This window comes from Bacillus sp. FSL H8-0492 (assembly GCF_038006145.1).
In the GTDB taxonomy this organism is placed as follows: Bacteria; Bacillota; Bacilli; order Bacillales; family Bacillaceae_G; genus Bacillus_A; species Bacillus_A mycoides.
Window position 1 is genome coordinate 3,560,203 of the sequence record NZ_JBBOUP010000001.1, and the last position, 21,754, is coordinate 3,581,956.

Annotated in this window: 25 protein-coding genes; 8 read left to right on the forward strand and 17 right to left on the reverse strand. The window is 33.4% G+C overall.

Annotated features, from left to right (window positions below; genetic code table 11):
* Window positions 1-230: 230 nt before the first annotated feature.
* The 3 genes from flgK to MHH66_RS18235 are packed head-to-tail and all read right to left on the reverse strand — an operon-like array spanning window position 231 to window position 2,479.
* A complete protein-coding gene (gene flgK / locus MHH66_RS18225) occupies window positions 231-1,529 on the reverse strand; it encodes a flagellar hook-associated protein FlgK (protein ID WP_078184229.1) in 1,299 nt (432 codons plus the stop codon).
* Between the two features lie 17 nt (window positions 1,530-1,546).
* A complete protein-coding gene (locus MHH66_RS18230) occupies window positions 1,547-1,999 on the reverse strand; it encodes a flagellar export chaperone FlgN (RefSeq protein ID WP_002064619.1) in 453 nt (150 codons plus the stop codon).
* A 15-nt stretch (window positions 2,000-2,014) separates the two neighbouring features.
* Window positions 2,015-2,479: a YaaR family protein gene (locus MHH66_RS18235; protein ID WP_002086502.1), complete on the reverse strand. Its 465-nt coding sequence runs from the start codon at window positions 2,477-2,479 to the stop codon at window positions 2,015-2,017.
* Window positions 2,480-2,622: 143 nt separating this feature from the next.
* Here MHH66_RS18235 and MHH66_RS18240 point away from each other — a divergent pair, with 143 nt between their 5' ends.
* Both MHH66_RS18240 and MHH66_RS18245 read left to right on the forward strand, forming a co-directional pair.
* Window positions 2,623-3,120: a flagellar motor switch protein FliG gene (locus tag MHH66_RS18240; protein ID WP_002086503.1), complete on the forward strand. Its 498-nt coding sequence runs from the start codon at window positions 2,623-2,625 to the stop codon at window positions 3,118-3,120.
* 39 nt (window positions 3,121-3,159) lie between these two features.
* A complete protein-coding gene (locus tag MHH66_RS18245; protein ID WP_002086504.1) occupies window positions 3,160-3,942 on the forward strand; it encodes a CheR family methyltransferase in 783 nt (260 codons plus the stop codon).
* A gap of 38 nt (window positions 3,943-3,980) precedes the next feature.
* Here MHH66_RS18245 and MHH66_RS18250 read toward each other — a convergent pair whose 3' ends face one another.
* The 7 genes from MHH66_RS18250 to MHH66_RS18280 all read right to left on the reverse strand — a co-directional run bounded on the left by MHH66_RS18250 (window position 3,981) and on the right by MHH66_RS18280 (window position 12,126).
* Window positions 3,981-4,697 (reverse strand): hypothetical protein, encoded by a 717-nt coding sequence (locus tag MHH66_RS18250; RefSeq protein ID WP_002086506.1) that lies wholly within the window; start codon window positions 4,695-4,697, stop codon window positions 3,981-3,983.
* A 27-nt stretch (window positions 4,698-4,724) separates the two neighbouring features.
* Complete coding sequence (locus MHH66_RS18255; RefSeq protein WP_078184228.1) at window positions 4,725-6,089, reverse strand: transglycosylase; 1,365 nt, start codon at window positions 6,087-6,089, stop codon at window positions 4,725-4,727.
* 29 nt (window positions 6,090-6,118) lie between these two features.
* A complete protein-coding gene (locus tag MHH66_RS18260; protein ID WP_078184227.1) occupies window positions 6,119-7,765 on the reverse strand; it encodes a flagellar motor switch protein in 1,647 nt (548 codons plus the stop codon).
* 208 nt (window positions 7,766-7,973) lie between these two features.
* Window positions 7,974-9,944, reverse strand: a complete 1,971-nt coding sequence (locus tag MHH66_RS18265) for a chemotaxis protein CheA (protein ID WP_063217916.1) — start codon at window positions 9,942-9,944, stop codon at window positions 7,974-7,976.
* A gap of 129 nt (window positions 9,945-10,073) precedes the next feature.
* Complete coding sequence (locus MHH66_RS18270) at window positions 10,074-10,442, reverse strand: response regulator (RefSeq protein WP_000940577.1); 369 nt, start codon at window positions 10,440-10,442, stop codon at window positions 10,074-10,076.
* Between the two features lie 150 nt (window positions 10,443-10,592).
* Window positions 10,593-11,270 carry an OmpA family protein gene (locus MHH66_RS18275; RefSeq protein ID WP_002012067.1) on the reverse strand — a complete coding sequence of 226 codons (678 nt, stop codon included), beginning with the start codon at window positions 11,268-11,270 and terminating at the stop codon, window positions 10,593-10,595.
* 22 nt (window positions 11,271-11,292) lie between these two features.
* Complete coding sequence (locus MHH66_RS18280) at window positions 11,293-12,126, reverse strand: flagellar motor protein MotP (protein WP_063217917.1); 834 nt, start codon at window positions 12,124-12,126, stop codon at window positions 11,293-11,295.
* A 172-nt stretch (window positions 12,127-12,298) separates the two neighbouring features.
* Between MHH66_RS18280 and MHH66_RS18285 the strand changes: the two genes are divergently transcribed.
* Window positions 12,299-12,901 (forward strand): HD domain-containing protein, encoded by a 603-nt coding sequence (locus tag MHH66_RS18285; protein WP_002086514.1) that lies wholly within the window; start codon window positions 12,299-12,301, stop codon window positions 12,899-12,901.
* Between the two features lie 38 nt (window positions 12,902-12,939).
* Here the strand turns inward: MHH66_RS18285 and hfq are convergent, their stop codons facing one another.
* Together hfq and MHH66_RS18295 are read right to left on the reverse strand one after the other, a co-directional pair.
* Window positions 12,940-13,128 carry an RNA chaperone Hfq gene (hfq, locus tag MHH66_RS18290; RefSeq protein ID WP_002012071.1) on the reverse strand — a complete coding sequence of 63 codons (189 nt, stop codon included), beginning with the start codon at window positions 13,126-13,128 and terminating at the stop codon, window positions 12,940-12,942.
* A 55-nt stretch (window positions 13,129-13,183) separates the two neighbouring features.
* Window positions 13,184-13,402, reverse strand: coding sequence for an aspartyl-phosphate phosphatase Spo0E family protein (locus tag MHH66_RS18295; RefSeq protein ID WP_063217918.1), 219 nt, complete (start codon window positions 13,400-13,402; stop codon window positions 13,184-13,186).
* A gap of 304 nt (window positions 13,403-13,706) precedes the next feature.
* Here MHH66_RS18295 and MHH66_RS18300 point away from each other — a divergent pair, with 304 nt between their 5' ends.
* From MHH66_RS18300 to MHH66_RS18315, 4 genes are all read left to right on the forward strand, one after another.
* Window positions 13,707-13,823 carry a YjcZ family sporulation protein gene (locus tag MHH66_RS18300; protein WP_000007805.1) on the forward strand — a complete coding sequence of 39 codons (117 nt, stop codon included), beginning with the start codon at window positions 13,707-13,709 and terminating at the stop codon, window positions 13,821-13,823.
* Between the two features lie 192 nt (window positions 13,824-14,015).
* Window positions 14,016-14,483, forward strand: coding sequence for a VOC family protein (locus MHH66_RS18305; RefSeq protein WP_063217919.1), 468 nt, complete (start codon window positions 14,016-14,018; stop codon window positions 14,481-14,483).
* A 5-nt stretch (window positions 14,484-14,488) separates the two neighbouring features.
* A complete protein-coding gene (locus MHH66_RS18310) occupies window positions 14,489-15,715 on the forward strand; it encodes an MFS transporter (protein WP_063217920.1) in 1,227 nt (408 codons plus the stop codon).
* 244 nt (window positions 15,716-15,959) lie between these two features.
* Window positions 15,960-16,685 carry a sulfite exporter TauE/SafE family protein gene (locus MHH66_RS18315; protein WP_078184226.1) on the forward strand — a complete coding sequence of 242 codons (726 nt, stop codon included), beginning with the start codon at window positions 15,960-15,962 and terminating at the stop codon, window positions 16,683-16,685.
* Between the two features lie 242 nt (window positions 16,686-16,927).
* On the opposite strand, the gene MHH66_RS18320 is transcribed toward MHH66_RS18315, so the two are convergent.
* The 4 genes from MHH66_RS18320 to MHH66_RS18335 all read right to left on the reverse strand — a co-directional run bounded on the left by MHH66_RS18320 (window position 16,928) and on the right by MHH66_RS18335 (window position 19,456).
* Window positions 16,928-17,356 (reverse strand): sigma factor, encoded by a 429-nt coding sequence (locus tag MHH66_RS18320; protein WP_078184225.1) that lies wholly within the window; start codon window positions 17,354-17,356, stop codon window positions 16,928-16,930.
* 174 nt (window positions 17,357-17,530) lie between these two features.
* A complete protein-coding gene (nfsA, locus tag MHH66_RS18325; protein WP_063217923.1) occupies window positions 17,531-18,265 on the reverse strand; it encodes an oxygen-insensitive NADPH nitroreductase in 735 nt (244 codons plus the stop codon).
* Between the two features lie 189 nt (window positions 18,266-18,454).
* Window positions 18,455-18,772 (reverse strand): DUF4870 domain-containing protein, encoded by a 318-nt coding sequence (locus tag MHH66_RS18330; protein WP_078184224.1) that lies wholly within the window; start codon window positions 18,770-18,772, stop codon window positions 18,455-18,457.
* Between the two features lie 147 nt (window positions 18,773-18,919).
* On the reverse strand, window positions 18,920-19,456 hold the full coding sequence (locus MHH66_RS18335; protein WP_306302659.1) for a YdcF family protein: 537 nt from the start codon (window positions 19,454-19,456) through the stop codon (window positions 18,920-18,922).
* 202 nt (window positions 19,457-19,658) lie between these two features.
* Here MHH66_RS18335 and MHH66_RS18340 point away from each other — a divergent pair, with 202 nt between their 5' ends.
* Window positions 19,659-20,324, forward strand: a complete 666-nt coding sequence (locus MHH66_RS18340; RefSeq protein WP_002126540.1) for a DUF421 domain-containing protein — start codon at window positions 19,659-19,661, stop codon at window positions 20,322-20,324.
* Window positions 20,325-20,362: 38 nt separating this feature from the next.
* On the opposite strand, the gene MHH66_RS18345 is transcribed toward MHH66_RS18340, so the two are convergent.
* Window positions 20,363-21,718 (reverse strand): MATE family efflux transporter, encoded by a 1,356-nt coding sequence (locus MHH66_RS18345; protein WP_033716432.1) that lies wholly within the window; start codon window positions 21,716-21,718, stop codon window positions 20,363-20,365.
* Between the last annotated feature and the right edge of the window lie 36 nt (window positions 21,719-21,754).

Genomic DNA, 21,754 nt, shown 5'->3' on the forward strand with positions numbered 1-21,754 from the left:
CACTACGACGGATACTCTCTTTCCTCATAAAAGAGAGCTTTGTCATTTTTATTTAACACGAGGGCGATGCATTCACTAAACATGGCTTTCCTCTTAGCTAACTTACCCTTCAACCATCTCATATCTCTGGTCTCACATCGATTGGGCCACTAATAGGCACTGACCGTCTCTACCCTTCGCGGGTCCTCTCTCCAACCATAAAAGAAAGATGGGTTCGCTTTTATTACTCATTATCTAATAATCGAAAACAAACTATCAAACACTTCATTCATCGTCGTAATAGCTTTAGAGTTTGCGACAAAATATTTTTGGAAAGCCATTAAATTAACCATTTCTTCTTCCATATTTACGCCTTCAATACTCATTTTTTCTTGTTGAATACCTTCTAATAAATCTTTATGAATATTTTGATAAGCATTCACTGCACTTTTATCAGAAGCTACACCAACTATAAATTGGTCTAATGCTTGTTTATAAGAAAGACCTTCTTTATAATCTCCCTCTGTAATTCCTGCTAGTTTATTTGCTGTTTCAGCAGAGATTTTCATTTTCGAAACATCTTTTGCGAATTCAGGGTTTAACTGAATATCTTTCGCATGACCTCCAACGAAGAAATCTTTTCCCATCACTGTATTCACTTGACCTTTTACAGAACTCATTAATTCTTCAAGGTTTTTCTTATAACTAGCAATCTTCGCTTTCGTATCTATCGCTGATTGAATTGCTCCACCATTTAAAGGAATATCCGATCCATAAATCGCAACAGACATTGGTTCTTTTTCTTTATTTAATTGAAGTGGATATGTATCTTGTCCATTTACTGTTAAAACACCATTCATTCTAACACTCGCGATATTAGGATTCATAGATTCATAAGATACTTCAATATTGGCATACTTAGACATCTCTGTAACGATGCGATCACGTTCGTCTAATAGTTGATTAGGTACTTGTGTCCCTGCTTGTCCAATTTTTTTATTCGCCTCTGCTAAACTAGCACCAAGACGATTAAATTCATTCACATGTGCTTCAATATCTTCTGTCGTCTGTGCTTCTGCTGTATCTAAGTTTTTCGCAAGACGATTGATCTGACTTGTGAACTTCCCAGTTTCAGAAACTAATGTATCGTAGTAGTTTGGTTGTTCTGGATTTTTTGCAACTTCACGAAAAGCATTGAAGAATCCATCCATTAAACTAGATAATGAATTTTTCCCTGTCGTTCCTACCATAGACTCTACTCGTGATAAAGTAGAATTCATATATGCGTAGTAAGAGAACTGTGACAACTGATCATTAAATTGCTTCGTTTTCACTTCATCTGTAATACGGTCAACTCCTAATGTTTGTACACCATAACCGATTCTCTGTTCAGGCGTATGACCGTTACTTGCTCCAACAGATCCGTAATTTACCATTTGACGAACATAACCCGGCGTATGAATGTTAGATAAGTTTTGTTTTGTCGTTTGTAATCCCATTTGGGCCGCTAGCATACCAGATAACGGCGTATTATAATCAGATAATCTCATAATGCTTCACTTCTCCTTTACAATAGTTCATTCATAAAGATTTGCGAATTATTGTTTTTCTCCAAATTGTATTCAGAAACGGAATCCACAATACTTTCTGTAGTTTTTAATAGTACGTTTAAGTAATATTGATTTTTCAAAAGAATCATTTTTACATTTTCTTCTAATTCATTTAAACTTTTTTGTAATTCTTCCATTTTTTCATTTTCTTCCTGTGAAAAATACGAAAATAGCGAACGCATACGCAGCGGTTCAACTTGTTTTTCTTTACAAAGCTGAACAACCATTTCCTCAAAAGATCGCGATAATCCTTTAACACCTTCTATGTACTGCAATTGCTCTACTTGCAACTTTTGAACTGCATTTACATTTTTATTTTTTAAATTCTCATATATTTGTTCCCCAAGCGTTTGAATATTTTCATATGCCTTTTGAATAATAACGAGCTTTTCATATAATTGTATGTACATATAGCTTCCTTTCCTTTACAAGACTAAATTTACAATTAAACCATGAATTTCTCCAATTTGATTTAACATTTCTAAATGCCCTGTTTTCGTATTAATTAAATTCATAACATCTTCTAACTCAGTTAATCCCATTTCAGCTTGTTTTACGATCGTCATTTTCTGCGAATATCCGTAACGCGGATGACGAGACATAACATCTTTATACTGCAATACGTTATCAACGTAAAAATTCAAAAATGATTTTACAGTATTTTTGTATTCCATTACATTATCGAGCGTTAACTCTAATTCGATTTTCTCTTTAATTTCTCCAATGTTATCAACAAGTGCTTCCATTTGTTCTAACAATTTATCTTTTTTCGGATCTGCATGCAAATTATCCGAAAAAGCAAGTCCTGTCCTGACATTTGCTTCTTTCGGCATTTGAGTAGCAGGCGGTATATGCGATAAAATTGGATTATGCGAGATAGAACGCAGCATATATATCACCTATTTATTTTTTTATTTCCTTCTAAACTTAATCGTAAAATCCAGTTATTTATAATTATACTCTGTACAATGATATTTTGCAGTTATTTTTTATAGAAGATATGTTACAATTTAGCATGAGGTGGCACAAATCTATGAATATTTTTCTTTGTGGTTCAAATCAATTAACAGCATTAGATCAGGAAGAAATAAAAAAATTTTTAATTGACTATGCTCACAAACATAAAATTTACATATTATGTTATAAATCTATTGAAAATGAAGTTCTTCGTTTTTTCATTGAAAATGAAAGGCTCGCTCAAAATTTATGCCTTTACACACTGCAACCGTTACATGTATTAACAGACGAATTTCAAGAAGTCGTTGATTATTTAAAAAAACACGGAGCAGAGTATATTGCTTTTGATCATCCTTCCGACTCCATTTATCGATCAGATTATATGTTTTTTGTAAAGCAAATTATCGAAGATACCGATTTAGTTCTCTGTTTTTATAACGGAGATAAACATACGTCTGTCATTCCCGTTGACGTTGCAAAAGAAGCAGGAATTGATGCTGTTATTTATGATTTACCAGGCTTACATGAAAAGCAGCTGAAAAAAAGCTTTGAACAAAAAATTCGTATGATGTAAAGGGGGAGGCACAATATCGTTATTGTGCCTATTGTAAATATGATAACTGAACAAGATTATAATCAATTTGTCGTAAGTTTTAAACAGCACTTTAATATGGATATCGCTTCCTATAAGCAAGATAGAATGCGCCGAAGAATCGACGCTTTCATTTCGAGAAAAGGTTTTGAAAATTACACAAATTTTTTAAATAATTTACGCACCGATCAAACGTTATTTTTAAGTTTTATTGACTATATTACAATTAACGTATCAGAGTTTTTCAGAAATAAAGAGCGCTGGCAAACGTTAGAGACGAAAGCTCTACCAAAGCTACTTGAACAAAATAACGGTAAATTAAAAATTTGGAGTGCTGCTTGCGCTGCCGGTGAAGAACCATATACACTTTCTTTAATATTATCGAAGCATCTAGCTCCGTTTCGTTATGACATTCAAGCAACGGATCTTGATTTTCATGTTTTAGCAACTGCAAAACGTGGTCAATATACAGAACGCTCTTTGAAAGAATTACCTAATGATTTAAAACAACGTCATTTCACAAAAGAAGATGATACATATATATTGCATCAAAATATTAAACAGCAAGTTACATTTAAACAACATGATTTATTAATGCAGACATTTGATACGAACTACGATTTAATCATTTGTCGAAATGTAATGATTTACTTTACAGAAGAAGCAAGAATAAAGCTTTATGAAAAGTTTAGTCGTTCTTTACGAAAAGGCGGCGTACTATTCGTTGGTAGCACAGAACAAATTTTAACACCCGAACGCTACAATCTTCAGCGCTTTGATACATTCTTTTACGAAAAAGTATAAAAGAAGGTCGTCATAATTAAAATGACGACCTTCTTTTATTATATAATACGAATCAATATGATACCTATAACCCACATGAAGAGAAATAGAGCCGTAACAGACCATTTATGCTCTTGAATCGTATGTTTCAACGCATGAGATAATTGCGTCATATTCATTTCTGCAAGTGCTCTCCACACGCTCACATCACGTTCTTTAGAAATACGATCCGTACCGCTAATTAAAATTGTTTCGTTAGACAATTTTGTCATGTAAGCTGTAATAACTGTTATCATTAAATTCGTATTTCCTTCTGATGTATCTTGTTCCACTCTAGAAATGAGCGCACTTACATCAAGTAACGGAATATGCACTTTTCTTCCAAACGAAAGCTGCACTTCAGCGAAATCATATGTTCCGTCTAATAACGGAACTCCCTTTATATGAGCTTGTTTAATAAGCCCCTGCAAACTTTTAACAATTTGTTCATATATTTTTTCCGATTGCTTTCCTTCCTCAGACAACATATGTAGCTTTGAAAACAACTGCAACACCGTATCCATTTCCTTAGAAAGCATATCTTTTACAATCTTTCCATCACCTAAACTCGCAAGTAGAATCCCTATTTCATTATTTTTCGAAATGATTTGGGACCGCCCGGTAAACACAAGATTACTCCGTTTTCGCTCTTTTTGAATTTCATGTTCTGAAATAGCTGCAGGCTGTTTTAATGGGTGTAGCGTCTTATTTTCAATTGTAGTACGTTTAATTTCCATCTAAGCGCCTCCACTACTATCAAATTATTAGCCCCACTCTTTATTACTCTTTAAAACTAAAAATAGTACAAATAATCCTGACATAACAGCAAACACATTAGAAGCCTGTACTCCCTGCTCACTTTTTTCCTCTTTCTTTTCTTGTTGTTCTTCTATTTTCTCTTTCTTTTTAGAAACGACTTGATTGTCATTTCCGCTTTTTTTCTCTTTATGAACCTTCACATTATTTACTTCCTTGTTGTCTGTTAACGACTCTTTTATAACGTAGTTGATTTCCTCTTTTTCTTTCAACGGCTCTTTTATATAAGAGTTCACTTTCTCTTCTTGCTTTGGAATTTGAACAACTGGAAGTTTTTCTTCTGGAAGCGGCATCTCTATTTTCGGATCTTCCTGCTTCTCAATTTCTTTCTTATCTTCTACTTCATTTTGATTCTCTTGCTCTTCTATCTTTTCATCATCTTTCACTTTTTGTTCGATGATAGAAACGATATATTCACTCTCTGTCACAAGTTTGTTACCTGCCCCATCTGTTACTTCCACAATAAGTTGATGCGGCCCAACAGGTAAAGCTTCTGTTATTTCAAATATTTTCTGCCAATCCATGTCGCGTTTATTATAGTCTAATAAAAAAGTAATATCGTTACCGTCTTCTTTTCCTTTTAATATAACGCGCACTTCTTTAACAACCGATTCTATATCTACCGTTTGTACTCGTATATGAACGGATTCTCCCTTTTTCCGTTCAATTAAGTTCCCTTTTGCCTCATCAATACTAACTTTCTCTAACTTTGGCAATTCTTTATCTATAGTTGGTCCTTCATTGTTTATACGAATGAGCGGGACATTTAATTCGTTCTCTATTACTTCTTCCTTCTCATCTTCTTTATAGCTTTCAACGAGCCTAAGGTTCCAATCACCTTGTAAATCATATATTCCGGCCTTATAATTAGCGATCCATCGCTTCGTTTCTTCTTCATACTCAAAAGATATTATTCTCTCTTGTCTGTACTGCTCATCATTTTTTTGTAATTGTAATATGCCTTTTACACTTTGAATGTTTTTTTCATTTGATTCTACAGCAATCCGCACTTCTTCGCCAACCTTTAGCTCCTGCTTATTAACTGTAATAACCCCTCGGTCTGTTTCTATCGTTCTTTCTTCTTTTTTTTCTTTCCCTTGCTCATTTTCTACTGCTTTTTTTTCATCTTCAACCGAGGGCATTTCCACTTGTTCCGGCTGTTCCTGAACTTCTTTATTTTTTCCCTCTTGGTCATTCATTTCGCTTATATTTTGATCTTGTACACTTTTTTCTTCTGCCTGTCCTTGCGTTGGTGAAAATATACATATATGTAAAAATAGCCAACTGACTAGAAAAAACTTTACGTTTTTCATCTATTTGTTCAAACTCCTATTTTGACGCCTTATAGCGATTTCGTCACTTTTATTCCGAAAAACCCATCTACATTTACAAGTTCTCCATACGCCACTAATACATCGTTCACATAAATTTGAATCGGTTCATCAATATCTTCATCAAGTACGACCGCTTCATTTTCTTGTAGACTTAAAATATCTTGAATTGTTCTCACTGTACTTCCAAATACAAATTTAACATTCATTTCTACATTTTGTAGAATAGATGTATCCATATATACTGGCTCAACTTGCTTGACTTCTTTATATTCAATTGGCTGTACGACTGGTGCAGGAATTTCTTCCTCTTCAACAACTTCCTCAACTATTTCTTCTTGCTCTTCCACCATCGGATATAGAAGTCTTCTAACCATTTCTTTCGCTTCTGATATCGGTAGTATTTGATACATCTTTGATTGAAGGAGATCACCAATTTCAAGATTAAAAGTAATTTGAACGAGTTCATCAACTGCCATCGACTCTCCCAAATATTCCATTTCTTCTTTTAAAGAAACAAATTTAACGTCTGGTGGTGTCATATCCATTTTTTCTTTAAACATTTCTGACATCGCTGTTGCAGCATGCCCCATCATTTGGTTCATAATTTCTTTAATGCCACTTAACTCTAATTCACTTAGCTCTTTCTCCGGATCAATTTCACCCGTTCCCATCATCATTAAATCTACCATTGTTAAAGCAACATCTTTCGTAAATACGAATACATTCTCATTTTTTAGTCCTTCAACAAAATCGACATTTAAAATAACAAACGGAACCGGTACTCCTTCATAATGACGAACATTAATCGCCTCTACATTTGGTGTACTAATAGTGACAGGCTGATTTAAAAGCGTCGATAGTACTGTTGAAGCCGAACCGATTGAAATATTCGCAATTTCACCAAGCACATCTTTCTCTTCTTGTGTTAATTGCTCTTTTTCTACATGCTCTTCTACAATCTCAGTTTCCTGCACTTCCGCCGGCTCATCTATTTCTTCTTCCACACCACCAGATAATTGTAACAATTTATTTATCATTCGCTTCGCATGTTCAACTGAAACAACCTGTACAAGCTGAGAATTCACAAGATTATCTATTTTTAATTCAAACGATACTTTAACAACCATATTATTCCCATTAATACCAGAAATCTTCTCCATCTCTTCTGTAAGTTGCACAACTTTAATTGTTGGCGGAGACATGTCTACCGTATCTTGGAAGAATTCTGACATAGATGTTGCTGCGAATCCCATCATTTGATTCATAGCTTCTTGTACTGCACTTAGCTCTAATTCACCAAGCTCTTTTCCCTCTTCAACTTCACCTGTTCCCATCATCATTAAATCAGCAATAGATAAAGCAACATCTTGTTGAAGAACAAGAAGATTTTCCATATCTAATCCTTTTGTGAAATGGATATTTAATACAACATGTGGAATTTCAACATCACTTGTATCATATAAATCTACCAATTCTACTTGAGGAGCAGTAATACTTACTTGCCTATTTAAAATTGTTGATAATACAGTCGAAGCTGAACCAAATGATATATTAGCAATCTCACCAAGAATATCACATTCTTGAGGCGTTAAATGTTCATTTTCTTTTTCTAGCACAATTGTGCCAGTATCCCCTTTTGTGTGTTGCTCAGGCATTTTTCCTGCCTCCTCATTTTTGTTTTTCTATCAAATGATTTAAACTCTCTATTACACTCGTTATATTTTACCAAACTTATCATCCGAATTGTGAACATGTATTTATTTCCACAATATGTGTAAACGACGGTTTTCATATACTTATATTATTAGTTCTACCCAAAAAGCTCCCCAATTGTATACAAGTGGGGAGCTTCCTTCATTCCTATTATAAACCTTCTGGGTTTAAAATGAGGACCACTCGTCCATCACCGAGAATTGTCGCACCAGAGAAATAGTTAGAACTCTCTGCAAAGAAATCACCTAATGACTTTAAGACTATTTCTCTTTGACCGATAATTGTGTTTACGATAAGTCCATAGCTACGATGTGTATTACGAACAATTAACACAGGAACCATTTGACTATCATATGATGCGAACGCCTCATCTACTGTTTTTTCACCAAATACAGTACTTAAATGTTTCACTTCAATAATTTGATTGCGATAGTTTAAAACGTCTTTCCCTTGTAACGATTGTATGTCTTCTTTCTTAATTCGAATGGCTTCAGCAATATTGCCAAGAGGCAAGGCATAACGCTTATCATTTGTTTGAACAAGCATTGATTGAATAATAGACAATGTTAAAGGAAGTTCAATTCTGAATGTACTTCCTTTTCCTTCTTCAGAATCAATAATTAAATGCCCACCTAAACTATGAATCGTATGTTTAACAACATCTAATCCAACCCCACGTCCAGAAAGGTCAGATACAACTTCCGCTGTACTAAATCCCGGTTGGAAGATAAGATCAAAAACTTCACGATCCGTTAATTTATTTGCCTCTGATTCCGTTACAACACCATTTTTTATCGCTTTTTCTAATACTTTTCCTTTATGAATACCATTTCCATCATCAGTAATTTGAATTACGACATGATTTCCACTATGAAACGCCTCTAATTTAATAGTACCTGTCTCATTTTTCCCGGCATCACGTCGGTTTTCGACAGTTTCAATACCATGATCAATTGCATTACGAATTAAATGAACGAGTGGATCACCAATTTCGTCAATAACAATTTTATCAACTTCAGTATCTTCACCTTTAATTTGTAAATCGATTTTTTTACCTAAATCTTTCGCTAACATACGTACCATACGCGGAAAACGATTGAAGACCGTTTCAATCGGTACCATACGCATATTTAATAATACATTTTGGATATCTTTTGAAATATCCCCTAATCGATTTAAATGCTCGATTAACTCTTTATTTTGAATCGTTTCTGCTAATTCATCAATTCGTCCACGCTCAATTACACTTTCTTCAAACATATTCATTAATCTTTCGATTTTTTCTAACTGAACACGAATAGAACGATTCTCTACTTTAGCATTTTTCGTTTTTGTATTACTTTTAGCCGGTGTAGTACTAGCTGTTGGAGTTCGTGCCTCTAGAGATGGATCCAGCTGCGTTGCTGCAATAGGTTGTACGATTCCTTCTTCAGCTATATTTCCTTGCTTCACTTCCACTTTCTCAATTTCAGAAACGTGAAGCACCACCTGTTTCAATTCTTCAACACTACGATCAGTATCCATATATACTGTAAACTCAAATCCAAAAGCATCCGCTTCGATTTCTTCAATGCTTGGAACCGTTTTTTGTATATCCCCTACATTTTGTAATGCTTCAATACACATAATGGCACGTACTGCTTTTAAAATGGCTTGTTGTTCGACGGTTATATATACTTCATGTGAAACTGTATCATCATTGTTTATACTACTTTGCTCTACTTGTTCCATAGAAGCTTCTACATTCCCATTTAATAATGCTTCTAATTTATGCTTTGTAGATACAACATCAATATTACCCATTCCGCCCTGCTGCACATCTGTAACCATCTTTTCTAAATTATCAATGCACTCAAAAATAACATCAATAATATTAGCATTCACCATCATATTTCCATGACGGATTTCGTCTAAAACATTTTCCATCTTATGAGTTAAATCTGCCATTTCCGCAAATTCCATACTCGCAGACATACCTTTAAATGTATGAGCTGAGCGGAATATTTCCCCTACAACACCCATATCGGCAGGATTCTGTTCTAAATTTAGCACATTTTCATTTAGCGACTGTAAATGTTCTTCTGCTTCTTCAAAAAATATATTTAATAGATCTGTTTGCATTTTAATCCCCTACCTGTCTAACAAACATTTCATTTATGTATAACAATTTAGTGTTTTATAACGAGAAAAAAGGGGGCCACACGTCTATCCGCTATCATTGATTTGATTCTTTGTGGCACCCCTTCTATATTAGCTATTTGCTACTTTTGTTAAAGCTTCGATAACACGATCGGCTTGGAATGGCTTTACAATAAAGTCTTTTGCCCCGCCTTTAATTGCATCTAATACCATACCTTGTTGTCCCATTGCAGAACAAATAACAACCTTTGCACTCGAATCAATTTTCATAATTTCTTTTAATGCTTCAAGTCCGTCCATTTCTGGCATAGTAATATCTAGTGTTACAATATCAGGTTGAAGTTCTTTATACTTTTGAATCGCTTCTACCCCATTCTCTGCTTCACCGATAACTTCAAATTCTGAATTACTTTTTAATAAGTTTTTAATCATTGTTCGCATAAACATCGCATCGTCTACAACTAAAATTTTATGTGCCATTCTTTTTGGTTCTCTCCCTCTATGTATAAATATATCTTAATATTTCACCTTATCATTCTCACTCATTATACAAAATAAAACGAGAAAATTTAATATTTTTTTAAAAGAATTTCTGTATTTTTATTATTTTATTAATAAAATGGAAATATATTATTCTTTAATATATATTACAACGCGCCGGTTTTTCTCCCAATTTTGCGGTGAATCATTTGATGCTACTGGTTTTGTGTCCGCATATCCTACCGCTGCTAATCGTTTATCATCTACATTATACACTTCAATTAAGTGGTGAATCATATTAGCTGCTCGTGCTGAAGATAATTCCCAGTTGGAAGGAAATTTTTCATTATGAATCGGTCTACTATCTGTATGTCCTTCTACAACAATTGGGTTTGGTACCGATTGAAAGAACCCTACTAATTGACTAATTACTTCTTTTGCTTCCGGCTTAACATTCGCATCGCCTGTATCGAATATTAAGTTATCTACTATAACGATGCTAACACCTGTATCTTCTCGATATACATTCACTTGACTAACACCATTATTATCTACATATGCTTTTAACTTTTTATACAATTCATCCATTCGTTTTTTTGAAACTGCTTTTTCATCATTTTTTTCATGTGAAATATCTGGTATTGTACCTTCCATTACTTTCGCATCCACTTGTTCTGCATCACTAAACTTTTCAAGCATCTTCGATAATTTTACTGTATCTTGTTTTGATGTAGCAACTAATAGTACAAAAAAAGTCAATAACAACATCGTTAAATCAGTAAAAGTCGTCATCCAACGAGGCGATCCTTTTTGCGGTCGTTTTATCATCACCATACCACTCCTTGAAATATTAGGCTGCTCGTTTTTCTTTTTTTATCTTCGTTTCATATACGTATGTATCAAGTTTTAACTTTAACTTAGAAGGAATTTGTCCTCGGTAAAGCTCTGTGATTGCTTCTATTACAAACTTCTTCTCTGTATACAAATCTTCAATGCCACGATACACTTTTTCAGATAACGGTATTGCAATCATGTTTGCAATAACAGATCCATACAATGTCGTCAACATAGCAACTGCCATTCCTGTACCAATTTGCGATGTATCTTGCAAGTTTTGAAGCATAATTATAAGACCAATTAAAGTTCCTATCATACCCCACGCTGGAGCGAAATCACCAATCTTATCTAATAATGTTGCTCCTTTTCTTAACTCATATACTTCTGTTTCAACATCTCTCATTAATACTTCTTTTAATTCTGCTTCATCATATCCACTTAACATTAAACGAATCCCCTTTTGAATAAAAGGATTGTCTACTTGCTCTCCATCAACTTCTAACGAGAGTAAACCATGTTTTTTAGACTTCTTTGAAAAATCAACGAACAAATCCGTTAACTGTTCTAGATTTTCCTCTCTTCTATGTAAAACAGTAAAAATACTTTTCGTATATTTTTTTATTTCTCCAAATCTATATGCCACAATAATTGTCGCTGTTGTTCCCCCTATAACGATCAAAATAGATGAAACATCTAAGAAATTTTTAAAAGCTTTTATTCCACCACCGCCAAGCATGATCGCTGCAATTAAAATAACGAAACCTACTACAATGCCAAAGGGGCTAGAAATATCAAACTTCTTTTTTTTCCTTTGCGGTCTAGCTAATCCTTGATTTTCGTCTCCCATATTCCTGCCCTTCCTTTTTCGTTTTCGTAAAACATTTTTTTATTTTAATAATGCGTTTTCACATATAACAATCATTATACGCGTATCATCTATTTATCGCAATATACTCATTAAATTGACACATTTCATTTCTATATTAGAATTATAGTATGGAAATATGAGGAGGATCACGATGGAACATAACATTTTACAAGTCATTGCATTAGCAGAAAAACTAAAATATGAAATGCGACATAGTTGGCTTTCTAACGGACGTCAAGAAAGTGTTGCTGAACATACGTGGCGTATGTCCCTAATGGCTATCTTAGTTGAGCCTTATTTGGATCAAAAAGTAAATATAGAAAAATTACTTAAAATGGTTATTATTCATGACCTTGTCGAAGCAGAAGCTGGTGATATTCCTGCCTTTGATACGATGAATAGCCGTGAATTACAATTACAAAAACAAAAAAATGAGCAAAAGGCTATTTTAAATATTAAACGTACACTAGAAGGTTCTCTCGGCGTGGAATTATACGATTTATGGATGGAGTTCGAAGCGAAAGAAACGTATGAAGCAAAAGTTGCTAATGCACTTGATAAACTTGAAGTAAAAATTCAGCATAACGAAGCTGATATTGATACTTGGCTACCAATTGAGCATAAAATGACTTTCCAAGTTGGTAAACATACAGATTTTGACTCTTTCTTATCTAGATTACAAAAAATCATTGAACAAGACGGAGAAAAAAAATTACTAGCTGCTGGCATTGACGTTGAAGCATGTAAACAATAACCATTTAATTATGAAATAAGACACTCAAAATAAGTGTCTTATTTCATAATTGTTGATATTGCCTGCTTATAAATAAGTTGTTGTTTTCCATCTACTAATATTAATACTGTAAATCTATCTACTCCAACTACTTCCCCTACTATTCTTACTCCGCTCTTTAAAAATATAGTAACTGCACCTTTTTCTTCTTTTATTTGTTTATACAACTCTTCTTGTAAATGTTCCAATAACTGTTCTCTCCTTTATCAGTAAATAATCCTAATATAAAAAATTAAAGATTAATCACTTACATACTTTGTCTTTTATATCCATAAACTTATTAATTAGTATATCTAAATCCCGACTAAATAACAAAACTTTATCATGATCTAATCCATGCCTAGCAACAAGTTGAATTAACTCTTTCTTTTTGTGTTCTATTTTATTGTGTAATTGTCCCATCTCCATCTCTATACTAAAACTCCCTTTTCCCATAATATTACTTGTAAAATTATAGTACATTTCCACTCATAAAAAAATAAAAAAATGGCTTTTTTTACAAATTTTATATTTATGAAAAGAAACTTTAATGTAATTGTAAGTTACATACCCCTTTCATTTGCAATACATTCACCTAGTATACACTTCCATATTGTTTTACCATTTTTAAAAAAGCGCTATGAAACAAAGTAAATATCACATTTAAATCCGATCACAGGCTCTTGTCTAATTAGAAGTAAGACTTGCTCCTTTTCTAAATAAAAACATATCTTATAAAGTAATCCATTAGTTATATAGATTAATTTCCTAAAAAGGAGGAAAAAACATGAGCTTTGGTGGTAGTTGCGCTGGTTTCGGCGGTGGATTTGCTTTACTCATCGTGCTATTCATCCTTCTAATCATTATCGGATGTAGCTGTTGGGGTGGCGGCGGAGGGTTTTAAATATAATACGTATCCTTTTCGCTAAACTCTAAATGAATGAAATATGTTAACTAAAAACTATACGAAAACAGCTCATATTTGAGCTGTTTTTTCATACTTTCGTATGAATTTATGTCCATCTTTTTTGTGATTTCAACTAACAAGAAATCGTTTACTATGGAATAAGAAACATTTTTACTAAGGAGGATTATAATGATTAAAGGTCTTTATGAAGCACATTTACCTGTCTGCAATTTAGAAATTTCGATACCTTTTTATGAATCACTGGGGTTAAAATTATATAAAAGAGACAACGATATCGCCTTCTTTTGGATTGTAGAAAATGAAAGTTGGATTGGTCTTTGGGAAGGAAAAGAATACAAAGTCAATTATCATCCATCCTTACGACATATCGCTTTCCAAGTAAGCTTACACGATTTAGAAAACGCAATACACTGGCTCAAACAGAAAGGAATTCCAGCGCGAAAAGACTTTAGAATGGAGCCAATTGAGCCAATCGTTTTTCCAGAATTAGCACACGCCTCCGTATATTTTAACGATCCTGATGGAAATAGTTTAGAATTCATTGCACAATTACCTGTTGGACTACCTAAAGCAGAGAAAATGTATTTAAGTGAATGGAAAAAGCATGTACAAACATCGCCAATAGATAGGGATTAATTTTTATGTCAGTGCAATCAGTTTCTTATTCCACACTTCTTAGAACAAATAAAAACTTTAAAAAACTATTTTATGGTCAAACATTAAGTGTACTTGGGGATTGGTTTCATACTGTCGCTTTATTAACACTCGTCTATAGCATAACAGAATCTTCATTTATGTTAGCACTCACCTTTATGAGCAAAGGGTTACCTCAACTTCTTCTGAGCCCATTCATAGGCGGAATTGTAGACCGTTTTTCAAAAAAGAAAATTATGATTTTTACCGATAGTTTACGAGGAATTATCGTCCTCACTTATTTATTAGCATTCTACAAAATTGAAATTATTTTCGTTTCTAACATATGCTTATCAGTACTCTCTTGCTTATTCGAGCCTGCTAAGCAATCAACTCTAAAAAATATCGTACATCAAAAGCATTTCGTAACCGCTAACTCTCTTTCTAGTACAATCAATGGTTTTATGTCTATTATGGGAGCTTCTTTAGGTGGGCTCATTGCACAATCTTTAAGTATCGAGATTGCCTTTTTTATTAATAGCCTATCATACTTTATTTCAGCCTATATTATTTATAAAATAAAGATCCCTTCTCGTGACACTTTTAGCAAGAAAAAAGCGTTTTTCACTGATATAAAAGATGGTTATACATACATATTACAAAGCAAAATTATTTTAACATTAATTCTTGTCGGCATTTCATGGGGCATTATTGGAGGTGCCTATCAGTTACTTCTAACAATCTATGCCGAAAGAATCTTCCACACTAACATTGGTATTTTATATGCGGTTCAAGGGGCTGGACTTATGATTGGCAGTCTCTTCGTTAATCTTTATATGTCTAAAAATGAAGACAAAATGAAAAGAGCATTTGGTTGGGCCTATTTACTGCAAGGAATTTTCTTTCTCGGATTCATTCTATCCGATCAACTTATTATCGGTATCATTACATTACTCTGTATGCGTATAGCAGGAGGAATCATCGTTCCACTTGATACGACATTGCTACAAATGTATACAGAAGAAAACATGATTGGTAAAGTTTTTTCATTTCATTATTCCATCTACGGATCGCTTATTCAGTTATCTATGTTTATTACAGGATGGTTTTTAGAAATCCTTTCTCCTCAAGTGATTGGTAGCTTGTTAGCTATATGCTGTATTTTTGTTAGTTTTATATGGCTTTTCTTGTTTTATCGCGGTGAGCTTGGTGAAGAATCTATTGATAATCAATAGATTCTTCACCAAATTTTATTTGATCTCATTTATTAACGCTGCGTAACAATACAATTATTTGAAAATGGCAACCATATTCGTTAATGGACCCTATACGTGAATGCTATTTGAGAAGAAACTAAGTATTTATGTTAAAATAAAAGTAAGATTGTGAAACATTGCACTTATGCTATAGGCTCAAAATAGCTAAATTCGATTTTCATGGTATTAAAATATTTATTGTAGATTAAATAGGAGGGCTATTTTGGAGATTACATTAAGTTTCATATGTATTATATTGGTGGCTTCTGTTTTGCAAACAAGTACAGGTTTTGGCTTTTCCATAATGGCAACACCTTTCTTACTAATGTTATTCTTACCACAAGAAGCTATACAAATAAATATCATTTTATCATTAATTATTTCCATATCACTCATTTGGAAAATAAGAATGGACATTGACTTTATTCTACTGAAAAGGTTAACTATTGGAAGTATAGTTGGTGTACCTTTTGGTATTTTACTCTTCATTTCCATTAATATAAACGCTTTTAAATTAGCAATTAGCATCCTGCTCTTACTATTAACATTGATGCTAATATGCAACTTTAAGGTTAAATCAACACCATTTAGAGATTTTATAGTTGGTGGATTATCAGGGCTTTTAACGACCAGTATCGGTATGCCAGGACCACCCCTGTTACTTTACTTTACAGGAACTGATACGGAAAAAGAGACGTTGAGAGCAACTACTTTAGCTTTTTATCTATTTATATATTTCATTAGTCTACTAACTCAAATACTCTTTACTGGCACAAACAAAACAATTTGGGAATCAAGTTTTTATGCTATTCCAATCGTATTTCTAGGTTTGTATATAGGTCAAATTATTTTCAAATGGCTTAATCAACGGATTTTCAAAATATTTACGTATATCCTTTTAAGTTGTACGGGGGGATATCTTCTTATTGAAAGTTTGAACTTGTTATAGAGGGTGCTTTAGGTAGTGCACAATAATAGATAGGTTCAAACGAAATTATTGCTGCATTTTCAAGTGCGATGGGGCATTCTATATCAAAACTTAAATAACTTTATTGGCAGTTTACAATTAGCAATACTCGTTCTTTCATAAGACAAATATTTTAAATCGAATACTAAATAAAACGATAAAAAGCGGCTATTATGCCGCTTTTTACATTAAATATTTTATAAAGCAAAGACCTGCACTTACTATCACGAATATATTAAAAAATAAGAAAAACCCTTTTTATTTAAATCTTGCACTATTTCCATAATCTCTTCTTCTTGTTCTATTTCATAACTATCATGGATACCTTTATCTATTTCTACGTCTTTATCCATTTTGTTCTCTCTATATACTTTCTTTTTATATTCCAATGCCTTTAATTTAGTAATACCTATCATCCAAGATTTTAAGTTTCCCTTTTCTATATCAAATTGGTCGATATTAAACCAAATAACAGTAAATACATCGTTATAACAATCATCTACATATTGTTTCTCAATAGGGGTACTTAATGATGTATGAATAATGTATAAAACTAATTTTCCATATTGATCAATGACTTCTTTCAAAGCATCTTGATCACGTTTTTTCATAGCTATAATTAAATCCTCTTCAGAATCAAAAATCATAAACATCTTCCTTCCTCAGTTCCCCTTTAGCAGCTGCTTTTACTTACTATTGGCATTTCATTCTCATTTTCTATCACTTTTGTAAAAATTTATTAATTTTTATTTCTATGTATATGATAGCAAAAAAATACATTTCTCCTCCAAAAAAGACAAACCCGCATTCCAGGTTTGCCTTTTTACTTATTTCTTATTTAATCCTTTTTCATTTAAAAACTCTTTCATATGCATTCTTTTCTCTTTGGACATAAATGAGCTCATTGATTCCGTCCATGTTACGTTTTTTTGATTTGACGATCTTTCTTTGTAATACGCACTCATCGTTTCATCATATTCGTTTAATAATTCATCATATTTCTTTTCATCGTATCCATTTTCATGAAGAATGGCTGCTACCGGTAATCGTGGCTTTACTCCATGCTCTTCATCTGGTACGCCGACCGTCATTCCGAATACCGGATATACTTTATCCGGTAAATGAAGCAATTCACTCACTTCTTTCGGGTTATTACGAATTCCGCCAATATAACAAATACCGTATCCTAAAGATTCAGCTGCAAGTGCTAAGTTTTGTGCAAATAATGAGGCATCTACTGTTGCTACAATAAAGTCCTCTACTCCCTCATGTTTAATCTCTGTTCCATGTTTTTCACATGCCATTTCAAGTCGCTTTAAGTCTGCACAACAAACAAAGAATGCTGCGCAGTCTTTCACGTGACGATTCCCGGATAACTCAGCTAGTTTACCCTTGAGTTCTTGATCTGTTACATATATAAGAGAATACGCCTGTACAAAATGTGAGGAAGCCGCATGTTGTGCAGCTTGCACCATTCTTTCTACTATCTCTTTTGAAATTGGTTCTTCTTTATATTTACGAACTGAAACGTGTTTCTCCATTTTATGTATCATCTCATTCATGAAAATCACTCCTTTTTTCTGTTCATAATGAAAAATTACCATATCTTTTTCATTATGAACAACTTATAAGCACAAAAAGAGCAATTCTTTTCGAATTGCTCTTTTTTAATGTTTATTAATACGGTATATGAAATTATATCGACGTTTTGGCAAATAACGACGAATTTATATGCTGTTATGCAATGCTTGTTAAGCTGCTTTCAACACTTTAATACCTTTTACGATATTCCAAATGAAGTAATAAATCCCTACAAGAATGAACACTACATATGTGATCATCATTCCAATTCCAGCACCATCAGATTGAGTGAAGCTTAAACCGTATACGCCCGATACTGCTAACCCTCCAAATAAAATTGCATATGGAAAAACATGTGACCAAAATGCTTTTTTCGCATGATATTTCACTTCATCTTCCGCAACGAAGTACACGATAATTGGTAGTAAAAATGGTGCAAAAAAGATACTAAAGTAACATAGCGAAGATAAAATATTATTTCCTTTCAACCGAATCACCTCTAAAGTTTTTTGTTACCTTCATTATGTCAGGAAACCTTTCCACAAACTATCGCTTTACCTTTCATGAACATGACATTTTTGTAAGATTTCCCTCGAAATAAATCCCGCCTCAAATTTTGGGCGGGATTACTTTAACTATATTCGATTCATAAACCAATATTGCGTAATCGCTAAATATTCTCGTACATTCGATGGAATGATAATTGGCTTCGGTGTTTTGGCCGGAAGCCCTTCTAATTGCAAACCTTGTTTTGCAGCTATTTTTTTCGCTCTAAACATATGGAAATCGTTTGTTACAATCATACCTTTTTTCATATTGGCCGGAATTAACGGTTTTGAGAATTTAATATTTTCATCTGTGCTCGTCGACTTATCTTCCATTATAATGCGGTCTTCTGCAATATTTTGTTTCATTAATCCTTGTTTCATCGCTAATGCTTCTGTAATATCTTCACCTTTTCCTTGGCCTCCAGATACAATAGCAATTGTTTTATCATGTAATTTTAAATACTCAGCTGCTTTATCAATACGATATTGCAATGAATAAGAAGGTTGTGTTCCATTTACTTTCGATCCTAGTACAATTATATAATCCGCATCATCAATTGCATTCATATGCCCATGCTTATAAATGTTATATTGTAAAAACCCCGCATATACGGCGCAAATCATTATAACAACTAAAATATACTTGATTATTTTCTTCTTTCTCATATCCATATACCCCTATTCCCTTTACTTCCTTCATCATAATATCCATTTATTCGTTTGTATACAGACAAATTCCAATTAAGCCTAATTTATCCTCCAAAAGGTAATATTTCTACTAATTTCGGGAATAGTAAGTACAACTTCGCACGAAGGAGTGTCCCTATTGCTTCTCTTTTTATGTAACGTATCATTCTTTTTTATCTTATTTTTACTATCACTTAAGCTACTTGGTAAATCTGCATTAGCACAACTAACTCCTCATGATTTTGGGGCTATTATCTTTTTATCTTATTTAGCTTTTCAAGCCATACCAGTCGCTGGTGCTTTACAAGCATTTCTCGGTATGGTCGTTATTACATGTTTGCATTTGCTTCTTACAAAATTAAGCCTACTCAACAAACTAAATCGTTTTATTCTCGGACACCCCATTATTTTAATTAAACATGGTGATATTATTTTTGAGAACTTACAAAAAAGTAGATATCCGATCCCTGAATTGCTTTCTAACCTCCGCGTCGCAGGATATCCAAGTGTTCATGAAATTGAGTATGCGATATTAGAAGCGAATGGAGCTATTAGTATTTTACCAAAAAGAGAACTTGTGCCTCTGACTCCAAAAGATTTGAATATAAATGTTAAGTATGCAGGCTTACCAATTGCTCTTATCGTTGATTCACAAATTCAATACGATAACTTAAAATTAATCCATAAAAATGAAAAGTGGTTACATGCAGAGTTAATGGAGAAAGGCGTTACAAATATTAAAAATGTGGCTTTCGCTTCTGTGCAGGAGACAGATGGATCTTTTGCGATTAGTTTAAAAGAATGAAAAAAAATCCCCTTACTTGTTCAAGGGGATTTTCTTCACTATATTGCTTTTTTCTCTCTCGCCATGTTTAACGGAACAGGATGTTTCATACGATTCATCGTAAATACGATAATTGCTGTCAATACTTCCGCTACTGGCATAACGAGCCAAATTCCGTTTATACCAAATACTTTTGGCATAATCCATAACAATGGGATAACAAATAGTAAACCTCGGCTCATTATTATAAGTACTGATTTTTTCGTTTGTCGCACTGATTGGAAATACTCTCCATACACAATATTATAGCCTAAAAATACATATTGAATAAAGAATAAACTAATACCTGTTAACGTTAACTCCAATAGTTCTGGCGATTGAACATTAAATAAACCTATAATATATTTCCCGAAGAATAAACCGACAACAATCGCAATGCCTCCGAGTACAAGCGCAATTTTCACAGCAAACTGTAATCCTTCACGCAATCTTTCTGATAAGTTTGCACCGTAATGGAAACTAGCGATTGGTTGTAATGCTGCACCAACACCGAAGAATAATAGTAATGTCATTGCATGAATACTATTCACCATCGCATAGGAAGCGACTCCTAGTTCTCCTGCATATTGAACGAATGCAATGTTAAAACCGATCGTTACGATTGCAACTGTACTTTCTGCTGTAAAGCTTGGGAAACCGATCACCATAATTTGTTTAACCGTATCCCATTCAAAGTGGAATTTCGTCCATTTTAAAATACTACTTTTTCTAAAGAAGTGAGTTAATAATACAAGGAAACCAATTGCCGCCGAAAGAATAGTAGCTGAAGCAGCACCAGTTACACCCCATCCAAAGATGAAAATAAAAATATAGTCGAACACTATATTTAATACAGCCGTTACAACAAGACCTGCCATTGCTAAATTAGGATTTCCGTCATTTCGTATAAATGTACTTAAAATATTTTCTAAAACGTATATCATTCCAAATGTTAATAACACCTGTAAATAGTCTAATGCGTATGGTAAAATCACTTCATTCGCACCAAATAAATATGCTAAATCTTCTATTCTCCATAAGCAAATAGCCGCTAAAACGCCAACGATAACAACTGCTACTGTCATAGATTGAGTAAAGATAGACCTTGCTCTTTCCAGTTTATTTTCACCTAGTGCAATGGAATATAGCGTTGCTCCGCCCATTCCAATCCATAATGAAATAGAGAAGAAAATTGAAAATGCTGGAATAGCTACGTTTACTCCGGCTAAACCGTTCGCTCCAACTCCTCTACTAATCATGACTGCATCAATCACAATATTAACCGACATTAATACCATCCCAAGAACAGCTGGTATTAAATACGTAATAAATAAACTTTTAATTGGTTTTTCTCTTAATTTTTCTGTTGTTTCCATCATATAAATGCTCCTTTTTCAATCCTCTGTTCACAG

Excerpts from the sequence above, each read along its gene's own strand:
- flgK (WP_078184229.1), bottom strand. The coding sequence starts at position 1,529 with ATGAGATTATCTGATTATAATACGCCGTTATCTGGTATGCTAGCGGCC.
- MHH66_RS18230 (WP_002064619.1), bottom strand. The coding sequence starts at position 1,999 with ATGTACATACAATTATATGAAAAGCTCGTTATTATTCAAAAGGCATAT.
- MHH66_RS18235 (WP_002086502.1), bottom strand. The coding sequence starts at position 2,479 with ATGCTGCGTTCTATCTCGCATAATCCAATTTTATCGCATATACCGCCT.
- MHH66_RS18240 (WP_002086503.1), top strand. The coding sequence starts at position 2,623 with ATGAATATTTTTCTTTGTGGTTCAAATCAATTAACAGCATTAGATCAG.
- MHH66_RS18245 (WP_002086504.1), top strand. The coding sequence starts at position 3,160 with ATGATAACTGAACAAGATTATAATCAATTTGTCGTAAGTTTTAAACAG.
- MHH66_RS18250 (WP_002086506.1), bottom strand. The coding sequence starts at position 4,697 with ATGGAAATTAAACGTACTACAATTGAAAATAAGACGCTACACCCATTA.
- MHH66_RS18255 (WP_078184228.1), bottom strand. The coding sequence starts at position 6,089 with ATGAAAAACGTAAAGTTTTTTCTAGTCAGTTGGCTATTTTTACATATA.
- MHH66_RS18260 (WP_078184227.1), bottom strand. The coding sequence starts at position 7,765 with ATGCCTGAGCAACACACAAAAGGGGATACTGGCACAATTGTGCTAGAA.
- MHH66_RS18265 (WP_063217916.1), bottom strand. The coding sequence starts at position 9,944 with ATGCAAACAGATCTATTAAATATATTTTTTGAAGAAGCAGAAGAACAT.
- MHH66_RS18270 (WP_000940577.1), bottom strand. The coding sequence starts at position 10,442 with ATGGCACATAAAATTTTAGTTGTAGACGATGCGATGTTTATGCGAACA.
- MHH66_RS18275 (WP_002012067.1), bottom strand. The coding sequence starts at position 11,270 with ATGATAAAACGACCGCAAAAAGGATCGCCTCGTTGGATGACGACTTTT.
- MHH66_RS18280 (WP_063217917.1), bottom strand. The coding sequence starts at position 12,126 with ATGGGAGACGAAAATCAAGGATTAGCTAGACCGCAAAGGAAAAAAAAG.
- MHH66_RS18285 (WP_002086514.1), top strand. The coding sequence starts at position 12,299 with ATGGAACATAACATTTTACAAGTCATTGCATTAGCAGAAAAACTAAAA.
- MHH66_RS18295 (WP_063217918.1), bottom strand. The coding sequence starts at position 13,402 with ATGTACTATAATTTTACAAGTAATATTATGGGAAAAGGGAGTTTTAGT.
- MHH66_RS18300 (WP_000007805.1), top strand. The coding sequence starts at position 13,707 with ATGAGCTTTGGTGGTAGTTGCGCTGGTTTCGGCGGTGGATTTGCTTTA.
- MHH66_RS18305 (WP_063217919.1), top strand. The coding sequence starts at position 14,016 with ATGATTAAAGGTCTTTATGAAGCACATTTACCTGTCTGCAATTTAGAA.
- MHH66_RS18310 (WP_063217920.1), top strand. The coding sequence starts at position 14,489 with ATGTCAGTGCAATCAGTTTCTTATTCCACACTTCTTAGAACAAATAAA.
- MHH66_RS18320 (WP_078184225.1), bottom strand. The coding sequence starts at position 17,356 with ATGTTTATGATTTTTGATTCTGAAGAGGATTTAATTATAGCTATGAAA.
- nfsA (WP_063217923.1), bottom strand. The coding sequence starts at position 18,265 with ATGAATGAGATGATACATAAAATGGAGAAACACGTTTCAGTTCGTAAA.
- MHH66_RS18335 (WP_306302659.1), bottom strand. The coding sequence starts at position 19,456 with ATGATTTGCGCCGTATATGCGGGGTTTTTACAATATAACATTTATAAG.
- MHH66_RS18345 (WP_033716432.1), bottom strand. The coding sequence starts at position 21,718 with ATGGAAACAACAGAAAAATTAAGAGAAAAACCAATTAAAAGTTTATTT.